The sequence below is a fragment of the Chromobacterium subtsugae genome, from assembly GCF_035919665.1.
Taxonomy (GTDB): Bacteria; Pseudomonadota; Gammaproteobacteria; order Burkholderiales; family Chromobacteriaceae; genus Chromobacterium; species Chromobacterium subtsugae.
The window spans coordinates 1,315,426-1,333,534 of the sequence record NZ_CP142381.1 but is presented as its reverse complement, the minus strand read 5'-3'; the positions used below and the strand labels follow the sequence as shown (position 1 = coordinate 1,333,534).

The 18,109-nt window shown below is 64.3% G+C and carries 18 protein-coding genes; 3 read left to right on the top strand and 15 right to left on the bottom strand.

The window, feature by feature from the left end; translation table 11 throughout:
- Positions 1 to 40: 40 nt before the first annotated feature.
- From U6115_RS06550 to cysK, 4 genes are all read right to left on the bottom strand, one after another.
- A complete protein-coding gene (locus tag U6115_RS06550; protein ID WP_043576328.1) occupies positions 41 to 1,072 on the bottom strand; it encodes a histone deacetylase family protein in 1,032 nt (343 codons plus the stop codon).
- A gap of 94 nt (positions 1,073 to 1,166) precedes the next feature.
- On the bottom strand, positions 1,167 to 1,574 hold the full coding sequence (locus U6115_RS06545) for a YchJ family protein (RefSeq protein ID WP_043576329.1): 408 nt from the start codon (positions 1,572 to 1,574) through the stop codon (positions 1,167 to 1,169).
- Positions 1,574 to 2,038 carry a hypothetical protein gene (locus U6115_RS06540; protein ID WP_043576717.1) on the bottom strand — a complete coding sequence of 155 codons (465 nt, stop codon included), beginning with the start codon at positions 2,036 to 2,038 and terminating at the stop codon, positions 1,574 to 1,576. The genes U6115_RS06545 and U6115_RS06540 overlap by 1 nt, the downstream gene beginning before the upstream one ends.
- Before the next feature lie 113 nt (positions 2,039 to 2,151).
- Positions 2,152 to 3,084, bottom strand: a complete 933-nt coding sequence (gene cysK, locus U6115_RS06535) for a cysteine synthase A (RefSeq protein ID WP_043576331.1) — start codon at positions 3,082 to 3,084, stop codon at positions 2,152 to 2,154.
- 175 nt (positions 3,085 to 3,259) lie between these two features.
- Here cysK and U6115_RS06530 point away from each other — a divergent pair, with 175 nt between their 5' ends.
- Positions 3,260 to 4,129 carry an ion transporter gene (locus tag U6115_RS06530; protein ID WP_043576333.1) on the top strand — a complete coding sequence of 290 codons (870 nt, stop codon included), beginning with the start codon at positions 3,260 to 3,262 and terminating at the stop codon, positions 4,127 to 4,129.
- On the opposite strand, the gene U6115_RS06525 is transcribed toward U6115_RS06530, so the two are convergent.
- Positions 4,122 to 4,634 (bottom strand): O-acetyl-ADP-ribose deacetylase, encoded by a 513-nt coding sequence (locus U6115_RS06525; protein ID WP_043576334.1) that lies wholly within the window; start codon positions 4,632 to 4,634, stop codon positions 4,122 to 4,124. The two genes, U6115_RS06530 and U6115_RS06525, sit on opposite strands and share 8 nt — an antisense overlap.
- A gap of 463 nt (positions 4,635 to 5,097) precedes the next feature.
- On the opposite strand from U6115_RS06525, the gene xseA reads away from it, so the two are divergent.
- Positions 5,098 to 6,462, top strand: a complete 1,365-nt coding sequence (gene xseA / locus U6115_RS06520; RefSeq protein WP_043576336.1) for an exodeoxyribonuclease VII large subunit — start codon at positions 5,098 to 5,100, stop codon at positions 6,460 to 6,462.
- 43 nt (positions 6,463 to 6,505) lie between these two features.
- On the opposite strand, the gene U6115_RS06515 is transcribed toward xseA, so the two are convergent.
- The 9 genes from U6115_RS06515 to U6115_RS06475 form a co-directional block, all read right to left on the bottom strand.
- The gene (locus tag U6115_RS06515; protein ID WP_043576338.1) at positions 6,506 to 6,748 is read right to left on the bottom strand and encodes a hypothetical protein; all 243 of its coding nucleotides are present in this window, start codon (positions 6,746 to 6,748) and stop codon (positions 6,506 to 6,508) included.
- Between the two features lie 188 nt (positions 6,749 to 6,936).
- On the bottom strand, positions 6,937 to 7,869 hold the full coding sequence (gene ispH, locus U6115_RS06510; RefSeq protein WP_043576340.1) for a 4-hydroxy-3-methylbut-2-enyl diphosphate reductase: 933 nt from the start codon (positions 7,867 to 7,869) through the stop codon (positions 6,937 to 6,939).
- Between the two features lie 93 nt (positions 7,870 to 7,962).
- Positions 7,963 to 8,445 (bottom strand): signal peptidase II, encoded by a 483-nt coding sequence (lspA, locus tag U6115_RS06505; RefSeq protein ID WP_230623389.1) that lies wholly within the window; start codon positions 8,443 to 8,445, stop codon positions 7,963 to 7,965.
- A 71-nt stretch (positions 8,446 to 8,516) separates the two neighbouring features.
- Positions 8,517 to 11,294 carry an isoleucine--tRNA ligase gene (gene ileS / locus U6115_RS06500; RefSeq protein WP_043576345.1) on the bottom strand — a complete coding sequence of 926 codons (2,778 nt, stop codon included), beginning with the start codon at positions 11,292 to 11,294 and terminating at the stop codon, positions 8,517 to 8,519.
- Positions 11,291 to 12,226: a bifunctional riboflavin kinase/FAD synthetase gene (locus U6115_RS06495; protein ID WP_043576348.1), complete on the bottom strand. Its 936-nt coding sequence runs from the start codon at positions 12,224 to 12,226 to the stop codon at positions 11,291 to 11,293. The genes ileS and U6115_RS06495 overlap by 4 nt, the downstream gene beginning before the upstream one ends.
- A 137-nt stretch (positions 12,227 to 12,363) precedes the next feature.
- Positions 12,364 to 13,050: an OmpA family protein gene (locus tag U6115_RS06490; protein WP_043576350.1), complete on the bottom strand. Its 687-nt coding sequence runs from the start codon at positions 13,048 to 13,050 to the stop codon at positions 12,364 to 12,366.
- Positions 13,051 to 13,295: 245 nt separating this feature from the next.
- On the bottom strand, positions 13,296 to 13,799 hold the full coding sequence (locus U6115_RS06485) for a DUF934 domain-containing protein (protein ID WP_043576353.1): 504 nt from the start codon (positions 13,797 to 13,799) through the stop codon (positions 13,296 to 13,298).
- Positions 13,783 to 15,441: a nitrite/sulfite reductase gene (locus tag U6115_RS06480; RefSeq protein WP_043576356.1), complete on the bottom strand. Its 1,659-nt coding sequence runs from the start codon at positions 15,439 to 15,441 to the stop codon at positions 13,783 to 13,785. The genes U6115_RS06485 and U6115_RS06480 overlap by 17 nt, the downstream gene beginning before the upstream one ends.
- A gap of 44 nt (positions 15,442 to 15,485) precedes the next feature.
- The gene (locus U6115_RS06475; RefSeq protein ID WP_043576359.1) at positions 15,486 to 16,190 is read right to left on the bottom strand and encodes a phosphoadenylyl-sulfate reductase; all 705 of its coding nucleotides are present in this window, start codon (positions 16,188 to 16,190) and stop codon (positions 15,486 to 15,488) included.
- Positions 16,191 to 16,302: 112 nt separating this feature from the next.
- On the opposite strand from U6115_RS06475, the gene cysB reads away from it, so the two are divergent.
- Positions 16,303 to 17,247 (top strand): HTH-type transcriptional regulator CysB, encoded by a 945-nt coding sequence (gene cysB, locus U6115_RS06470; protein WP_043576361.1) that lies wholly within the window; start codon positions 16,303 to 16,305, stop codon positions 17,245 to 17,247.
- Positions 17,248 to 17,314: 67 nt separating this feature from the next.
- Here the strand turns inward: cysB and fabG are convergent, their stop codons facing one another.
- On the bottom strand, positions 17,315 to 18,055 hold the full coding sequence (gene fabG, locus U6115_RS06465; protein ID WP_043576363.1) for a 3-oxoacyl-ACP reductase FabG: 741 nt from the start codon (positions 18,053 to 18,055) through the stop codon (positions 17,315 to 17,317).
- Positions 18,056 to 18,109: the final 54 nt, after the last annotated feature.

The following is an 18,109-nucleotide window of genomic DNA, read 5'->3' as shown; positions in this document are numbered from 1 at the left end:
ACTCTTTGAACATAGGCCAAGCCGGCGAGAAAAGCAGCGCCTAGCAGCGGGCCTCGAAGCCGGCCAGAACATTGACCACATTGGTGCCTATTGGCTCCACCGCGTAGCCGCCTTCCAGGCAGAACAAGGTCGGCAGCTTCAGACCGGCCAGCCTGGCGCCCAGGGTGACGAAGTCGGGCGAATCCAGCCGGAAACGCGAGATCGGATCGCCCTGATAGGTGTCGACGCCCAGCGACACCACCAGCGCCTCGGCGCCGAAGCGAGCGATCTGCTCCAGCGCGCAGTCCAGCGCGACAAACCAGGTGCTGACGCAGGCGCCGGCCGGCAGCGGAAAGTTGAAGTTGTAGCCCAGCCCCTCGCCCGTGCCCTTTTCGTCGGCGAAACCGAGAAAAAACGGGTACTCGGTGGCCGGGTCGCCGTGTATCGACAGAAACAGCACATCGGAACGCGCATAAAAGATGTCCTGGGTGCCGTTGCCGTGGTGATAGTCGACATCCAGCACCGCCACCTTGCGCAGGCCGTGCTCGCGCAGCGCCTGCGCGGCGATGGCGGCGTTGTTGAAGAAACAATAGCCGCCGCAATAGTCGCGCGCGGCATGATGGCCGGGCGGCCGGGTCAGCGCGAACGCCGCCCGCTCGCCGCCGATCAGCCGCTCCACCCCGGTGAGCGCGCAATCGGCGGCGGCGGTGATGGCCGGCCAGGTGCCGGCGGTGAGCGGCGTGCCGCAATCCATCGAGTAATAGCAGAGCTGGCCTTCCACCTGCTCCGGCACCCTTTCGCGCAGCCGGCGGATCTGCCACATCTTGGGCAGCGCGTCGTGGTAGCGTCCCAGCGCGCTCCAGCGCTGCCAGGCGCTTTCCAGGAAGCGGACATAGCCGTCGTCATGCACGGCGAGGATCGGCGCCAGGCCATGGCGGCGCGGGTGGATCACGTCGCCCAGCTCACGCTCGCGCACGGCGGCCAGCACCATGTCGGCGCGGGATGGGGTTTCAAAGCAGGGCTTGAGGGTGCCGTCGATCAGCTCGGCGCGGCCGTGCTGCAGGCGATGGGATTCGGAATAGATGGTGAGCATGATTTTTCCAGGTTTGGAAAACTTCATGCTCCCGCCGCGGCCGCGCCGCGGTCAATCGCTGATGCCGTCAAACTTGCGCCAGCGCAAGCGCCGTTCAGGACACCTCGCCCGCCACGTAATACCAGCGGCCGTCCTCGCAGACGAAGCGGCTGACCTCGCGCAGTTTTTCCGCCTTGCCGCCCACCTTGTAGCGGGCGACGAATTCGACGATGCCGGCGGCGTCGCCGGCCAGTCCCGCCTCGCAGCGCAACACCTCCAGCGCGATCCACTTGACCACCCCGGCGTCCTCGGCCAGATCCAGCGCGGCCGGCCGCGTCGACGCGTGCCAGGTCGCCAGCAGGTAATCTTCCCGGCCCAGCGCGTAGGCGCTGAAGCGCGAACGCATCAAGGCCTGGGCGCTGGGCGCCGGCGGCGCGTCGGCCGCCAGATACCGGCCGCAGCAGGCGGACAGCTCGCCGCCGCCGCAGGGACAGGCGGCCTTGGCTTGTTTCTTCGACTTCATCAGTAACCCAGCGGCGGCAAACCGTACAGTTTCAGCAGAAAATTGGTGAAAGCCGGATCGGCAGGCTTGGGCGAATACTTCGGCCAGCGCCGCATCCACTCGCGCAGGTGCTGCTCGAGCCGGGAGCGGAAGGCGTCGGAATCGATGCGGCCTGCCTCGCGCTCGACCGTCAACTGGCGGTAGACCGCGAAGTTGTCGTTGTCGACCGGGTTGGCGCCGGCTATCCGCAGCCGGGCGGCGCCCAGCTGGTCGGCGGCGGCGGTGCGGGTGAGCGCGCCGCTCTTCACCTGGTCGGCCAGGCGGTTGGCCTCGGCCAGCAATTGATCGACCTTGTCGGCGGCGCGCGACGGCGCCGGCCGGGACGAAGCCCCCGTGCCGGAATGGACCGGCGCCCCCAGTTGCTGCAGCGCGCTGCACGCGGTCAGCGAACCGAGCAGGGAGAAAGCGATAAGCTGTCTTTTCATGCCGGCCATTGTAGCCCGCCCTGCCCGCGCGCCGTCAACGGCAAAGACATGGCGATGGATGGCGCGGACATGAAAAAGCCCGGCGCGGGCCGGGCTGGATGGCGGCGGATGGCTCAGGCCAGATGTTCGAACAGCGCCGTGGACAGATAGCGCTCGCCGAACGACGGAATCACCACCACGATCAGCTTGCCGGCGTTTTCCGGCCGTTTGGCCAGTTGCAGCGCCGACCACACCGCCGCGCCGGACGAGATGCCGACCAGGATGCCTTCCTTGGTGGCCACTTCGCGCGCGGTCTGCATCGCGTCGTCGTTCTTGACGCGGATGATCTCGTCGTAAATGCCGGTATTCAGGATGGCCGGCACGAAGCCCGCGCCTATGCCCTGGATCGGGTGCGGCCCCTTGGCGCCGCCGGACAGCACCGGCGAGGCGTCCGGCTCCACCGCGACGATCTGCACGCCGGGCTTCCTCGCCTTCAACACCTCGCCGACGCCGGTGATGGTGCCGCCGGTGCCCACGCCGGCCACGAAGATGTCGACCTGGCCGTCGGTGTCGTTCCACACTTCTTCGGCGGTGGTATGGCGGTGGATTTCCGGATTGGCCGGGTTCTCGAACTGCTGTGGCATGAAATAGGTGTCGGGAAACTCGTCGACCAGCGCCTTGGCCTTGGCGATGGCGCCGCCCATGCCGTCCGGCCCCGGGGTCAGGATCAGCTCGGCGCCGTAGGCCTTCAGCAGTTGCCGGCGTTCCTTGCTCATGGTTTCCGGCATGGTGATCGCCAGCTTGTAGCCGCGCGCCGCGCACACCATCGCCAGGCCGATGCCGGTATTGCCGGAGGTGGGCTCGACGATGACGGTGTTCGGGCCGATCTTGCCGGCCTTCTCCGCCGCGTCCAGCATCGCCACCGCGATGCGGTCCTTGACGCTGTGCGCCGGGTTGAAGAACTCCAGCTTGGCCACCACGGTGGCGCCGACGCCGTCGGTGACGCGGTTGAGCCTGACCAGCGGCGTGTTGCCGATCAGGTCGGTAATGGTATGGGCGATGCGCATAGTCTTATTCCTCATTTGCCGACAATATCTGCAATGATATTCCCCAGCATCATAATCAATCGCTAGAATCCCACCTAATATTGTTTGCTTATATCCAGCAAACCAACAAAACACATCCCGCATGGCCGCGCCGCGCGGCTTTGTTATAGTCAATGGAAACACAGGCCAGACACCCATGCCCACCCAGGAAACCCTGATTCCGCTAGCCGGCTGGCGCCGCAAGCTTTACATCGTCATCTACGAGGCCGATACCCGCGCCGGCCGCCTGTTCGACCTGACGCTGACGCTGGCCATCCTGATTTCCGTCGCCTGCGTGATGCTGGAAAGCGTGGCCGCCGTGCGGCAGCGCTACGGCACGCTGCTGAGCGTATTGGACTGGGCTTTCACGATACTGTTCACCGTCGAGTACGCGTTGCGGCTGATCTGCGTGCACAAGCCGCTGCGCTACGTGAAAAGCTTTTTCGGCGTGATCGACCTCTTGTCCATCCTGCCGCTGTACCTGGGCCTGTTCATCCCGGAAAGCCGCTTCCTGGCCGACGTGCGCATACTGCGCCTGCTCAGGATGTTCCGCATACTCAAACTCAGCCGCCACCTGAGCGAGGCGCTGGAGCTGCGGCGCGCACTGGCCGCCAGCCGGCGCAAGATCACGGTGTTCCTCGCCACCGTCATCTTGCTGGTGATCATCCTGGGCACGCTGATGTACGTGATCGAGGGGCCGGAGCACGGCTTCACCAGCATCCCGATCAGCATCTACTGGGCCATCGTCACCCTGACCACGGTGGGCTTCGGCGACATCACGCCCAAAACGCCGCTGGGCCAGGCGCTGGCCAGCCTGGTGATGATCACCGGCTACGGCATCATCGCGGTGCCCACCGGCATCGTCACCGCCGAAATCGCCCGCAGCAAGCCCGCCGCCAACGCCGACAACCAGTCGGCCACCCGGCTGTGCCCGCATTGCTTCAGCGAGGGCCATGACTGGGACGCCCGCTTCTGCAAGCACTGCGGCGGCCAGCTGCCGCGCCCCGCCCGCGACCAAGTCAGCTGAGCGCCCGCCGATAGGCGGCCAGCGCCCGCGCGTCGAACGCCACCAGCCGCACCAGGCGCAGGCTATGCGGCCCGCGCCGCAGCCAGTCGCGCAGCGCCGCAGCCGCCACCCTGCAGGCATGGTCGAGCGGATAGCCGTAAGCGCCGCAGCTGATAGCTGGAAACGCGATGCTGGCTATGCCCTGCTGCTCCGCCAACGCCAGGCAGCTGCGGTAGCAGGCGGCCAGCAGGGCCGCCTCGCCGCAAGCGCCTCCCCGCCAAACCGGACCGACGGTATGGATCACATAACGCGCCGGCAGCAGATAGCCTTGGGTCAAGCGCGCCTCGCCGGTCGGACAACCGCCCAAGCCGCGGCACTCGGCCAGCAAGCCTGGTCCGGCGGCGCGATGGATGGCGCCGTCCACGCCGCCGCCGCCCAGCAGGCTGCTGTTGGCGGCATTGACGATGGCGTCCACCTGCTGCGCGGTGATATCGCCCTGACAGCACTGCAACCAGTCGCTTTGCATGAATCCGTCCTCCCTCACCCATGAACGGGATGATGCGCTGCCAAGCGCCCTGGCTCTTGGTATCATGTCGCACTGGCCCGCCGCCGCCGCGCGACAACCTGTTGCATACCAGTCAGCGCCCGAAAGCCGGTTTGCTGCTGCGCAAATAGCAAGCGTTTACTCGAGCCTGCGGCGGAAAAACATCATGCCATTGGCAATACCACGCCGCCGCGCCAAGCGGATGCAGGCCCCTCGGGCAACGCCCCTCGTTTCCGCCCCGAGCTGTGGATAACTTTGTTGATAAGCCGGTGCATAGCTGGCGCGGATGCCCGTCGGCACAGGCTTGCGGCGATTTTTTCACTCGGGGATTGATTTTTGCAAGCCATTGATTCGATTATGTTTTAACTCCGATATCAAACACTACGCAAGCGTTGCCCCCGAGGTGGACATTGAATAATTACTCCAGCGAGCCATTGTGGATCACTTGACAAGACAGAATTTTTTTGATCGCAGCCAGGATGTGATCAGCGTCTCCTCTCTCAACCGCATGGCGCGCGACTTGCTGGAAGCCGGCATTCCGCCGGTATGGATAGGCGGAGAAATCTCCAATCTGACGCTGGCCGCTTCCGGCCACGCCTACTTCTCGCTGAAGGACGGCGGCGCGCAGGTGCGTTGCGTGATGTTCCGCCACAAGGTGTCGGCGCTGCCTTTCCGTCCCCGCGAAGGCATGCAGGTGGAGCTGCGCGGCCAGGTGACGCTGTACGAGGCGCGCGGCGATTTTCAGATCAATGTCGGCGAGATGCGCTCGGCTGGCCTGGGGCGGCTATTCGAAGCCTTCGAGCGGCTGAAGGCCAAACTGCAAGCGGAAGGGCTGTTCGATAACGGCCGCAAGCGCGAGCTGCCCGCCCACCCCGCCGCCATCGGCATCGTCACCTCGCCGGCAGCCGCCGCGCTGCGCGACGTGGTCAGCACGCTGCGCCGCCGCATGCCCGGCATTCCGCTGATCCTCTACCCGGCCCAGGTGCAGGGCGAAGGATCGGCGCAGCAAATCGCCAAGGCCATCCAGACCGCGGGAGAACGGCGCGAGGTGGAGGTGCTGATCGTCTGCCGCGGCGGCGGCAGCATAGAGGACTTGTGGTCGTTCAACGAGGAAGTCGTCGCCCGCGCCGTGGCCGCTTGCCCGATTCCCACCGTCAGCGGCGTCGGCCATGAAACCGATTTCACCATCTGCGACTTCGTCGCCGACCGCCGCGCGCCGACCCCCACCGCCGCCGCGGAACTAGTGTCGCCCAACCGCGAGCACCTGGCCATGCAGCTGGAACAGACCCGCCGCGGACTGGAGCGCGCGCTGAGCCGGCTGCTGATGGACAAGACCCAGCAACTGGACTTTCTGGGCCGCCGCCTGCTGCATCCGGGCGCCAAGCTGCAGGCGCGGCGCGAACGGCTGGCTGCGCTGTCGCAAGGGCTGCGCCGGCGCGTCGACGCCGCCTTCGAACAAGGCCGCTGGCGGCTGCAGCTGGCTGGCAGCCGCATGGCCCGCCATCAGCCCGATTTCGGCGCCCTGTCGCAATCGCTGCGGCAACGGCAAGACCGGCTGCAGCGCGCGCGCGACAGGCTGCTGGACAACCGCCGCCAGCAGCTGGCGCAGCTGTCCGCCACGCTGACCGCCCTCAACCCGGAGGCGGTGCTGGCGCGCGGCTACGCCATCGTGCAAAAGCGCGACGGCAAGGCGGTGAAGCATCCGTCCGAGCTGCTCAACCACGAGAAAGTGACATTGCGGCTGGCCGAGGGCAGCACCGAGGCCCGCATCGAGCATCCGCAGGGGGCGCAGCCGGAACTGCCTTTCTGAGCGCAGCAATCAGCAGCGGGACGCGCTTGCGTCCTTCCCAGCCTCAGGGCTTGCCGAACGAGGTAACCGGGCTGCCGCGATGAATCTGGTCGGCCAAGTCCTGCATCGCCTGGTCCGTCAACACCTCGGTCTTCCCGCCGCGGTGCGGAATATTGCTGCCGGTGAGATACTTCGGCTCTTCGCGCCCGGAGTCATCGCCTGCCACGGCGCTGGCGCCGGGCGTTGTGGCGCAAGCGGCCAGCAACAGGGCGCAAGATAGCAAGGGCATCAGTTTGGCAAGGTTCATCGCGGCTTTATCCATGGTTGAGTCATCGGCGGGAGCCTGCCCTGGCGCGGTAGCCAAGCCGCAGGCTGACGTTTTATGCAAACATGCTATTCAAGCCCGCGCCGAATGTAAATGCCAGGCACCATCCCCGACAAAAAAAGCCTGCGACCATCGCAGGCTTTTTTCTTGTCGGCCGCGCCAAAGCGCCATCAAGCTTGCCGCAGCGCCGGCGGCAGAGCGAACACCGTGCTCTCCTCTACGCCGGGCAATTCGGCAACCTGGCCGATGCCGAAAGTCTTGATGCGGTCTATCACCGCCTGCACCAGCACTTCCGGCGCGCTGGCCCCGGCGGTGAGGCCCACCCGCTGCTTGCCGACAAACCATTGCGGCTCCAGCAGGCTGGCATTGTCCACCATATAGGCGTCCACGCCCTTCAACGCCGCCACTTCGCGCAAGCGGTTGGAGTTGGAGCTGTTGGGCGAGCCCACCACGATCACGATGTCGCAGTCCTCCGCCAGCTGCTTGACCGCATCCTGGCGGTTTTGCGTGGCGTAGCAGATATCGTCCTTCTTCGGACTGTGTATCGCCGGGAAGCGGGCTTTCAGCGCTTCGATGATGTCGCGGGTCTCATCCACCGACAAGGTAGTCTGGCTGACATAGGACAGCGCGTCCGGCCGCGCCACCTGGAGCGTGGCGACATCGGCGACGGTCTGCACCAGGTACATGCCGCCATCCACCTGGCCCATGGTGCCCTCCACCTCCGGATGGCCGGCGTGGCCTATCATGATGATTTCCATGCCGGCCTTGTGCATGCGCTTCACTTCCACGTGCACCTTGGTCACCAGCGGACAGGTGGCGTCGAACACCTGCAGCCCCAGCGCCTCGGCCTCGGCGCGCACCGACAGCGGCACGCCGTGCGCGGAATAGATCAAGGTGCTGCCTGCCGGCACGTCCTTCAACTCCTCGATGAACACCGCGCCCTTGCCGCGCAGGTCATCCACCACGAAACGGTTGTGCACCACTTCGTGGCGCACGTAGATGGGCGCGCCGTACAGCTCGATGGCGCGCTCGACGATGGCGATGGCTCGGTCAACGCCAGCGCAGAAGCCGCGCGGATTGGCGAGCATGATGGTCTTCGTCATCCGTATTTCCTCGATCCGGCCGCGCGAAAGCGTTGCCGGCGTAGCCGCGCATGGCCCGCCCGCGGGCCATCGCGATGTTTCCCGCCATCGCGCTCAGCGCGACGGTTTTTTAAAGCTGTCCAGCACCATCAAGGCGGCGCCGACGCAGATGAAGGAGTCCGCCAGATTGAACGCCGGGTAGTACCACTGGTTGTAGTAGTGGACCATGATGAAATCGATCACATGGCCATAGGCCAGACGGTCGATCACATTGCCCAGCGCCCCGCCGATGATGAAGGCGGCGGCCAGGTTCATCAGGCCGGAGAAGCGGCCCTTGACGATATTCCAGCCCAGCCAGCCCGACACCGCGAACGCGAGCACGGTGAACAGATACTTCTGCCAGCCGCCGGCATCGTGCAGGAAGCTGAAGGCCGCGCCCGGATTGTAAACCAGCGTGAAGCTGAAAAAGCCTTCCACTACCGAGCGGACTTCGCCGTACTGGAAATGGCCGTTGAAATAAAGCTTGCTGAACTGGTCGAGCACGATGACCAGCGCCGCCAGCACGAACCATTTGGACCAGCGGCGGGCCCCAGGCATAGTCATTGCAGAATCCATCAATCAGTTTCCATGGGCTGGCGGGGCCGCCATGGCGGCCCCGCGTCAGACGGTCAGGCGTGGCGGCGATGCTCGCCCTGGCCGTCCAGATTGTCGACGCAGCGGCCGCAGACCGCGCCGTGGCCAGCCTGGCGGCCCACGTCGGCGCGGTAGTGCCAGCAACGCTCGCACTTGTCGTGCGTCGAGGCGTGAACTCGCACCGCGACTTCCGTCGCCTCCTTGACGCTGGCCTTGGAGACGATCAGCACGAACTTCAGCTCGTCGCCCAGGCTCAGCAACTGCTGCGCCTGCGCGACCGGCGCGTCGATCTCGATTTCGGCCTGCAGCGAGGAGCCCAGCTTGTCGGCGCTGCGCAGTTCTTCGATTTGCTTGTTGACCTGCGCGCGCAGCTCGCGGATGGCCTGCCACTTGCCGGCCAGCGCCTGTTCGCGCTCCGGCGCCTGGCTCGGGAACTCATGCCAGATGTGGTACAGCGTCGATTCTTCCTCGCTGTCCACCAGCACGTTCCACGCCTCGTCGGCGGTGAAGCACAGTATGGGCGCCACCATCAGCAACAGGCTGCGGGTGATGTGATACAAGGCGGTCTGCGCGCTGCGGCGGGCGTGGCTGTCGGCCTGGGTGGTGTACAGGCGGTCCTTGATCACGTCCAGGTAGAATGCGCCCAGGTCTTCCGAACAGTAGCCGACCACGTCCTGCACCACGTGGTGGAAGGCGTAGCGGGAGTACAGCTCGCCCACCACTTTTTCCTGCACCTCGCGGGCGCGCAGCAGCGCGTACTGGTCGAGTTCCACCATGTCCGCCAGCGGCACCGTGTTCTCCAGCGGGCTGAAATCGGACAGATTGGCCAGCAGGAAGCGGATGGTGTTGCGCAGGCGGCGGTAGCTTTCGGTGGTGCGCTTCAGGATTTCCTGCGACAGCGACATGTCGCCGGAGTAGTCGGCGCTGGCCACCCACAAGCGCAGGATGTCCGCGCCCAGCGTGCCGCATATTTCCTCGGGCGCGATGCCGTTGCCCTTGGACTTGGACATCTTGTAGCCCTTGTCATCGACAGTGAAGCCGTGGGTCAACAGCTGCTTGTACGGCGCGCGGCCGATGGTGGCGCAGCCGGTCTTCAGCGACGACTGGAACCAGCCGCGGTGCTGGTCGGAGCCTTCCAGGTACAGGTCGGCCGGCCAGGCCAGCTCCGGGCGCTGCTTCAGCACCGCGAAGTGGGTGGCGCCGGAGTCGAACCACACGTCCAGCGTGTCGGTCAGCTTGCGGTATTGCTCGGCCTCGTCGCCCAGCAATTCCTTGGCGTCCAGGCTGAACCAGGCTTCGATGCCCTGCTGCTCGATGCGCAGCGCCACTTCTTCCAGCAGCTGGGCGGAGCGCGGATGCAGCTCGCCCGATTCCTTGTGGATGAAGAAGGTCATCGGCACGCCCCAGTTGCGCTGGCGCGATACGCACCAGTCGGGGCTGTTCTTGATCATCGCGTCCAGGCGGGCGCGGCCCCAGGACGGGAAGAATTCGGTGGCGTCCACCGCGCGCTGGCTGACTTCGCGCAGCGTCTCGCCGCCATTGGCCTGGCGGTCCATGCTGATGAACCACTGCGGCGTGGCGCGGAAGATGATAGGCGTCTTGTGGCGCCAGCAATGCGGGTAGCTGTGCTCCAGCTTGGCCTTGTGCACCAGCGCGCCGTGCGATTCCAGCGTTTCGATCACGCGCGGATTGGCGTCCCATACCAGCATGCCGGCGAAGATTTCGGTGGTGCTCTTGTAGCGGCCGTCGTCGGCCACCGGATTGGCGATCGGCAGCTTGTACTGCAGACCGGCCTGGAAGTCTTCCAGGCCGTGGGCCGGCGCGGTGTGCACCAGGCCGGTGCCGGCGTCGGTGGTGACGTGATCGCCCAGGATCACCGGCACCTGGCGGGCATAGAACGGGTGCTGCAGCTGGATCAGCTCCAGCGCCTCGCCCTTGGCTTCGCCCAGCACGCGGTACTCGTCCACGCCGTAGCGCTTCATCGCCGACTCGACCAGATCCTTGCCCAGAATCAGCTTGCCCCTGGGCGTGTCCACCAGCTGGTAATCCAGATTGGCGCCGGCGGCGACCGCCTGGTTGGCCGGCAGCGTCCACGGCGTGGTGGTCCAGATCACCGCCATCGCGCCATTGGCGTCGGCGCCGAAAGCGGCGCCGGCCTTGTCGGCGTCGACTACCTTGAAGCCGACGTCGATCGCCGGCGACACCTTGTCTTCGTATTCCACTTCGGCTTCGGCCAGCGACGAGCCGCACTCGATGCACCAGTGCACCGGCTTCTCGCCCTTGGTCAGGTAGCCGTTTTCATGGATCTTGCCGAGGGTGCGGACGATGTCGGCCTCGGTCTTGAAGTCCATGGTCAGATAGGGATTGTCCCAGTCGCCCAGCACGCCCAGGCGGATGAAGCCCTTCTTCTGGCGCGCCACCTGCTCCTTGGCGTATTCGCGGCACAGCTCGCGGAACTTGGCGGCTGGAATGTCCTTGCCGTGCAGCTTTTCCACCATCAGCTCGATCGGCAGGCCGTGGCAGTCCCAGCCCGGCACGTAAGGCGCGTCGAAACCGGCCAGCGTCTTGGAGCGGACGATGATGTCCTTCAGCACCTTGTTGACCGCGTGGCCCAGGTGGATGTCGTTGTTGGCGTACGGCGGGCCGTCATGCAGGATGAACTTGGGACGGCCGGCGGACAGCTTGCGCAGCTTTTCATAGCGCTTCTCTTCCTGCCAGCGCTTGACCCAGGCCGGTTCGCGTTTGGCCAGATCCCCGCGCATGGCGAAGGGTGTATCCAGCAGGTTTACGGTTTTACGATAATCGATGCTCATGCCTGCTCTCGCTGCAAACTTGTCAAATAGGTCTTGGCACTGGCCGCGTCGCGCTCTATCTGCGCCACCAGTGTCGCCAAATCATCATAGCGCGCTTCATCGCGCAGCTTCTTCAGGAATCGTACGGTCAGACGCTTGCCGTAGAGGTCGCCGGCAAAATCGAACAGGTGCACTTCCAGCTTGTAGTCAGGCGTGTCGCTGACCGTGGGGTTCAGCCCCAGGCTGGCCACGCCGCCCAGGCGGCCGAACGGCGTATCCGCCTCCACCACGAATACCCCCTGCAATGCCGGCTTCAGGTGCGGCAGATGGATGTTCGCGGTCGGAAAGCCTATGGTACGCCCCAGTTTCTTGCCATGCATCACCTTGCCCGATATCCGGTAGCAGCTGCCCAGCAGCGAAGTCGCGGAATCCAGGTCGCCGGCGGCCAGCCTCTCCCGCACCAGGGTGCTGGAAGCGCGCTCGCCCTGCACCAGCACCGACGGCATCGCTTCGGTGGCGAAATGCGGACAGGACGCCAGCAAGTCGAAATTCCCCTTGCGGGCAAAGCCAAACTGGAAATCATCGCCGATCAGCAGGTAACGGGTTTTCAGCTCCTCAACCAGCACTTTGTCGACAAATTCGCCGGCCGGCATATTCGAGAAGCTGTGGTTGAAGCGGTAGACGAACACATAGTCGACCAGGCCCAACTCCTCCAGCATCACGAACTTGTCGCGCAGCGTCGACAGGCGCGCCGGCGGGTTGCCGCGGCTGAAGAACTCGCGCGGGTGCGGCTCGAAAGTCAGCAAGGCGGTCGGCATGCCGCGCGCGCGCGCCTCAAGGCGCAACCGTTCCAGCATGCGTCGGTGCCCCTGGTGCACGCCATCGAAGTTGCCGATGGTCAAGGCGCAGCCCGGCAGGGCGAAGCGACGCGGATCTCCCAGAAATACCTGCATTGGCGGTCTTTACATACATCCTGAAACCTTCGATTGTATCCGCCAGCGGTCAATAGCGTCCAGCCGTTATCGGCTGCGCAAAAAAACAAAAAACCCCGCGCGAAGCACGGGGTTTTTTTTGATTCAAACCGGAACGATTAGTTAGCCGGCTTTTCGACTACGGATTCTTTAACCGCGTCGATCACAACTTCTACGCGACGATCAGACTCGATGCAAGCCTTGATCTCGGCGTTTTGCTTCTTGTTCTTCACGTAGCGCGGGAACTTGGCCTTGCACTCTTCGGTCATCTTGGCTTCAGCCTTGCCCTTGCCTACGGCAGTGATCTTCTCGGCCGGAACGCCAGCGTTCTCGAAGTAAGCCTTGACAGCGTCAGCGCGCTTCTGGGACAGAGCGTTGTTCAGCTTGTCGGAACCCATGAAGTCGGTGTAACCGTCGATTTCAACACCGTTCAGGTGGCCTTGGCCGGCGTGAGCCTTCAGCTTGGCGACCAGCGGGTCCAGTTCGTTCTTGGCGTCCGGACGCAGGGTGTTCTTGTTGAAGTCGAACAGAACCTTGGCGGACAGGGTAACTTTTTCCTTCACGGAAACCATAACCGGCTTCGGCGCTTCTTTTACGACTACCGGCTTGGCCGCTTCGCGATCGCCGCACTCAACCAGGCCGTCCTTGGCCTTGTCGAAGTAGGTGGTCTTCCAGCATTCGCCGTAGCTGTTGCGGGTCACTGCGTCGGTGGATTGGTCTACGGCGTAACCCGGTTTAGCAGCAAAAGCGCTAGCAGAAACCAACAGGGCGGCAACCAGTGCGCTCAGTTTCAGCTGTTTAGTCATGTTATTCCCTCTTTAATCTATAAAATGGGTAGCAATGCGGGCTGACGCAAAGACCACGCGAACAAGTTGACTGCAAACATCAGAGATGGCTACATGCTGTGTTAATGCAGTTAACCCGCACTATAGGAATGCAGCAACACCATGTCAACACGGGGCACGGCGCAAAGTCATTATAGCGTTGCATAAATACATCACATTTCGCTAATGATTTGCGCAACCTGTCTCCCCTATGCGACACATTACTGTTATGTGACGCGTCTGCGAAACAGTGGCAATGGCTGTCGATATGTTACTTGATAGCTATCGCTGAAAGTATTGTAATAATCACCATCCCCCAGCGCTTTGCCATCCTTGATCTGGAAAGCATCGAACCCCACCTGCCACAAGGGTCGGATCAAATCCGCCCACACATCGCCCACCGCTCTCAGCTCGCCGGCATAATCATAGCGTTCGCGCAGCAGCCTGGCGAGGCTGTATCCACGGCCGTCGGTGAATGCCGGAAAGTCAATGGCAATCAGGACAAGGTCGGCCAGGTACGGCTCCAGCAGCGCCGGATCGTCGTCCGGCGCCAGGCACACCCCGACCCGGCCGCCGCGCGCCTGCCATTTGCCGGCATCCGCCAGCCAAGCGGCCAGCGGGACGATCACGTCGCTATCGGCGGGAGATGCCGGCAAGGCGCCCTGCTCGTCCGGCAGCAAGCGCGTCCAGCCGTCCGCGCGGATGCGTCCATCCTTAATGTACTGGGGCATACACCCTCTCCTTGAAAGGCTCCACGCCGACGCGGCGCAGCGTATCGATAAAGGGCTCGCCCGCCTGGCGGCGCTCCAGGTAGACCTGCATGATTTTCGAGAACGCGCGCGGCACATCGGCCTGGGCGAACGAGGGGCCGATCACCTTGCCTATGGTGGTATCCCGCCCCTGGCTGCCGCCCAGCGTGATCTGGTACCACTCCTCGCCGTTCTTGTCGACGCCGAGAATGCCGATATTGCCGATATGGTGGTGGCCGCAGGCATTCATGCAGCCGGAGAAGTTGCAGGCGATGTCGCCCAGGTCGTACAGGTAGTCCAGGTCGTCGAAGGTCTGCTGGATGGCGTTGGCCACCGGGATGGAACGGGCATTGGCCAGCGAGCAGAAGTCGCCGCCGGGGCAGCTGATGATGTCGGTCAAGAGGCCGATATTGGGCGTGGCCATCCGCGCCTGGCGCGCCTCCAGCCACAAGGCGTGCAGATCCTTCTGCGCCACGTCCGGCAACACCAGGTTCTGCTCGTGCGCCACCCGCAATTCGCCGAAGCCGAAGCGGTCGGCCCAGTCGGCGGCGGCGTCCATCTGCGCGTCGGTGATGTCTCCGGGCGGCGCGCCGGTTTCCTTCAGCGACAGGATCACCGAGCGGTAGCCCGTCTGGCGGTGGGGCCGGGTATTGCGCTCATACCAGCGGGCGAAAGCCTTGTCTTCGGCCAGCGCCGATCGCAGCGCTTCCGGCATGTCCGCCAGCGGCTGGTAGTCCGGATCGACGAAGAAGCTGGCGTAATGGGCGACGTCCTCATCGCGCAAGGTGGACGGGCCGTCCTTCAGGTGCAGCCATTCGTCCTCGACCTTGGCGGCGAAGCCTTCGCGCGTCATCGCCTTGACCAGGATCTTGATGCGCGCCTTGTATTTGTTGTCGCGGCGGCCGAAGCGGTTGTACACCCGCAGCACCGCGTCCAGATAGGTCAAGAGATGCTGGCGCGGCAGGAATTCGCGCACCACCTCGCCCACCATGGGCGTGCGGCCCAGGCCGCCGCCCACCATCACGCGGAAGCCCACTTCGCCGGCTTCGTTGCGGCTGACATGCAGGCCGATGTCGTGGACCATGGTGGCGGCGCGGTCTTCCTCGCTGCCCGATACCGCGATCTTGAACTTGCGCGGCAGGAAGCTGAACTCCGGGTGCATGGTGCTCCACTGGCGGATGATCTCGCAGTAGGGGCGCGGGTCGAACAGCTGGTCGGCCGCCACGCCGGCGAAGGCGTCGGTGGTGGTGTTGCGCACGCAGTTGCCGGAAGTCTGGATCGCGTGCATCTCCACTGTCGACAGTTCTTCCAGGATGTCCGGCACGCTGGAGAGCACCGGCCAGTTGAACTGGATGTTCTGCCGGGTGGTGAGGTGGCCGTAGCCCTTGTCGTAGCGGCGGGCGATGTCGGCCAGCTTGCGCAGCTGCTCGCTGCGCAGATGGCCGTAGGGAATGGCCACCCGCAACATCGGCGCGTGGCGCTGGATATAGAGGCCATTCATCAGCCGCAGCGGCCGGAATTCGTCTTCGGACAGCTCGCCTGCCAGGAAACGGCGGGTCTGGTCGCGGAACTGGGCGACGCGTTCCTTCACCAGGCGATGGTCTACTTCGTCATATCGATACATGTTTGGATTCCAGCGGGAATGCCGACGGCTGCGGGCCGGCAGGATCAGACGGGGCGTTGCAGCGGGCTGGCTTTCACATGCAGCCCGCATTCCTTGGTTTCCGGGTTTTCCCACCACCAGCGGCCGGCGCGGATATCCTCGCCGACGCTGATGGCGCGGGTACAGGGCGCGCAGCCTATCGACGGGTAATGGCGGTCGTGCAGCGCGTTGTACGGCACCTGGCGTTCGCGCAGGTACTGCCATACCTCGGCCTCGGTCCAGTCCAGCAGCGGGCTGAATTTCTGCAAGCCGTTGTCGGCGTCGTATTCCTGGCTGGCCAGATCCTGCCGGGTCGGGGACTGTTCGCGCCGCAGGCCGGTGATCCAGGCCGAGCGGCCCGCCAGCGCGCGCCTGAGCGGCTCGATCTTGCGCACCTGGCAACAGGACTTGCGCAGATCGACGCTTTGGTAGAAACCATTGATGCCGTGCAGGTTGACGTATTGCTCGGTGGCGGCGGTGTCGGGGAAATAGACCCTGACCGGGTGCCCGGGGTAGCGTTCAGCCACCTGCTGCATCAACGCGTAGGTTTCCGCCGGCAGCCGGCCGGTATCCAGGCTGAAGCTCTGCAGCGGCAGGCCCAGGCTGGCGATCAGGTCGGTCAGCACCATGTCTTCGGCGCCGTAGCTGTTGGCGAGCGCCGCGTCGGGATGCGCTTGGGCTATGGTTTTCAGCAGGGCCGTGGTGGCGGCGAGTTTGGACTCCAGGCTCATCGAGCGCTCCGGGGATGGTTCGAGGGTATCCTAACCAAAGCGCTTATAAACCTAAAAGAATATTGTGTTAGTATTTAATTACTACAGGTTTTATAGAGGGCAGGCCGACAAAATGAAGCTACAACAACTTCGCTACCTGGTGGAAGTGGCCAAGCAGGGGCTGAACGTTTCCGAAGCCGCTGAGAAGCTGCACACCTCGCAGCCCGGCATATCCAAGCAGATCCGCCTGCTGGAGGACGAGCTGGGCATCCAGGTGTTCATCCGCAACGGCAAGCGGGTGGTGTCGGTGTCCGAGCCGGGCAAGGAAGTGCTGCGCATTTCCGAGCGCATCCTGCGCGAAGCGCAAAATCTCAAGCGGGTCGGCGACGAATTCTCCCGCGAGTCGGAAGGCGCGCTGACCATCGCCACCACCCACACCCAGGCGCGCTACGCGCTGCCGCAGGCCATCGCCGAATTCGTGCGCCGCTATCCCAAGGTGCGGCTGTCGCTGAAACAGGGCAGCCCGACGCAGATCTGCGAAATGGTGGTGTCCGGCGAAGCCGACCTCGCCATCGCCACCGAGGGCATCTCGCTGTACAAGGAACTGGCGATGCTGCCCTGTTATGAGTGGAACCGCTCGGTGGTAGTGCCGCGCGGCCACCCGCTCAGCCAGCTGGACCGCAAGATGACGCTGGCCGACATCGCCGACTACCCGATCGTCACCTACGATTTCGCCTTCGCCGGCCGCTCCAAGATCAACAAATCGTTCGCCGACCAGGGCCTGACGCCCAATGTGGTGCTGACCGCCATCGACACCGACGTGATCAAGACCTACGTCTCGCTCGGCCTCGGCATCGGCATCATCGCCAGTATGGCCTTCGAGCCGGAACGCGACCAGAACCTGGTGGCGATCGACGCCGGCCACCTGTTCGAGCCGTCGACCACCAAGATCGGCATCCGCAAGGACGCCTATCTGCGCGGTTTCGCCTACACTTTCGTCGAGCTGTTCGCGCCGCACCTGCACCGCCGCGAGGTGGATTCCGCGCTGCTGGCCCACGAGGGCGAGCTGGACGACTAGCCGCATCCGCGCCGCCAACGACAACGCCCCGGCAAGCCGGGGCGTTTTTCATGGACGGACCGGGCGCTTACAGCGTCAGGCCGCCTGTCACCTCGATCGCGGCGCCGTTGATGTAGCTGGCCTCGTCCGACGCCAGGAAGGCGTAAACGTTGGCGATCTCCGCCGGATCGGCCATGCGGCGCATCGGCACCTTGTCTTCCATAGCCTGCAGCACCTTCTCCGGCATCGCCTTCAGAATGGGGGTGGCGACGAAGCCCGGGCACACCGCGTTGGCGCGGATGCCCTTCTTGCCCAGCTCCTTGGCCCAGGTCTTGACGAAGCCGATCACGCCGAACTTGGCCGCAGCGTAGTTGGTTTGGCCGAAGTTGCCGTAGACGCCCACCACCGACGAGGCGTTCAGAATCACGCCGCCGCCCTGCTCCACCATGGTGTCCACCACGGCGCGGGCACAGTTGTAGACGCCCTTCAGGTTGATGTCGATCACCTTGTCGAACTGGTCTTCGCTCATCTTGATCAACTGCGCGTCCTGGACGATGCCGGCGTTGTTGACCAGTACGTCGATGCGGCCGCAGCGGGTTTTCAAGTCGGCCACCATGTCGGCGATCTGGGCCTTGTCGGTCACATCCACCCGATAGCCGTAGGCCTCGCCGCCCAGCGCCTTCAGTTCATCGACGACGGTCTTGACCGCGTCCGGGTTCAGGTCGCACACCGCGACGATGGCGCCTTCCTTGACGAATTTCTCGGCGGTGGCCTTGCCGATGCCGCTGGCCGAACCGGTGATGATGGACACTTTCCCTTTTAAACGCATGGTATTCCCTTCTTTCACTTTGCAGATCTCACCAGGTCACCAGGACGGATGAGC

Bases quoted from the DNA above. Each gene is read 5' to 3' on its own strand.
- U6115_RS06550 (WP_043576328.1), bottom strand. From the start codon at position 1,072: ATGCTCACCATCTATTCCGAATCCCATCGCCTGCAGCACGGCCGCGCC.
- U6115_RS06545 (WP_043576329.1), bottom strand. From the start codon at position 1,574: ATGAAGTCGAAGAAACAAGCCAAGGCCGCCTGTCCCTGCGGCGGCGGC.
- U6115_RS06540 (WP_043576717.1), bottom strand. From the start codon at position 2,038: ATGAAAAGACAGCTTATCGCTTTCTCCCTGCTCGGTTCGCTGACCGCG.
- cysK (WP_043576331.1), bottom strand. From the start codon at position 3,084: ATGCGCATCGCCCATACCATTACCGACCTGATCGGCAACACGCCGCTG.
- U6115_RS06530 (WP_043576333.1), top strand. From the start codon at position 3,260: ATGCCCACCCAGGAAACCCTGATTCCGCTAGCCGGCTGGCGCCGCAAG.
- U6115_RS06525 (WP_043576334.1), bottom strand. From the start codon at position 4,634: ATGCAAAGCGACTGGTTGCAGTGCTGTCAGGGCGATATCACCGCGCAG.
- U6115_RS06515 (WP_043576338.1), bottom strand. From the start codon at position 6,748: ATGAACCTTGCCAAACTGATGCCCTTGCTATCTTGCGCCCTGTTGCTG.
- ispH (WP_043576340.1), bottom strand. From the start codon at position 7,869: ATGACGAAGACCATCATGCTCGCCAATCCGCGCGGCTTCTGCGCTGGC.
- lspA (WP_230623389.1), bottom strand. From the start codon at position 8,445: ATGCCTGGGGCCCGCCGCTGGTCCAAATGGTTCGTGCTGGCGGCGCTG.
- ileS (WP_043576345.1), bottom strand. From the start codon at position 11,294: ATGAGCATCGATTATCGTAAAACCGTAAACCTGCTGGATACACCCTTC.
- U6115_RS06495 (WP_043576348.1), bottom strand. From the start codon at position 12,226: ATGCAGGTATTTCTGGGAGATCCGCGTCGCTTCGCCCTGCCGGGCTGC.
- U6115_RS06490 (WP_043576350.1), bottom strand. From the start codon at position 13,050: ATGACTAAACAGCTGAAACTGAGCGCACTGGTTGCCGCCCTGTTGGTT.
- U6115_RS06485 (WP_043576353.1), bottom strand. From the start codon at position 13,799: ATGCCCCAGTACATTAAGGATGGACGCATCCGCGCGGACGGCTGGACG.
- U6115_RS06480 (WP_043576356.1), bottom strand. From the start codon at position 15,441: ATGTATCGATATGACGAAGTAGACCATCGCCTGGTGAAGGAACGCGTC.
- U6115_RS06475 (WP_043576359.1), bottom strand. From the start codon at position 16,190: ATGAGCCTGGAGTCCAAACTCGCCGCCACCACGGCCCTGCTGAAAACC.
- cysB (WP_043576361.1), top strand. From the start codon at position 16,303: ATGAAGCTACAACAACTTCGCTACCTGGTGGAAGTGGCCAAGCAGGGG.
- fabG (WP_043576363.1), bottom strand. From the start codon at position 18,055: ATGCGTTTAAAAGGGAAAGTGTCCATCATCACCGGTTCGGCCAGCGGC.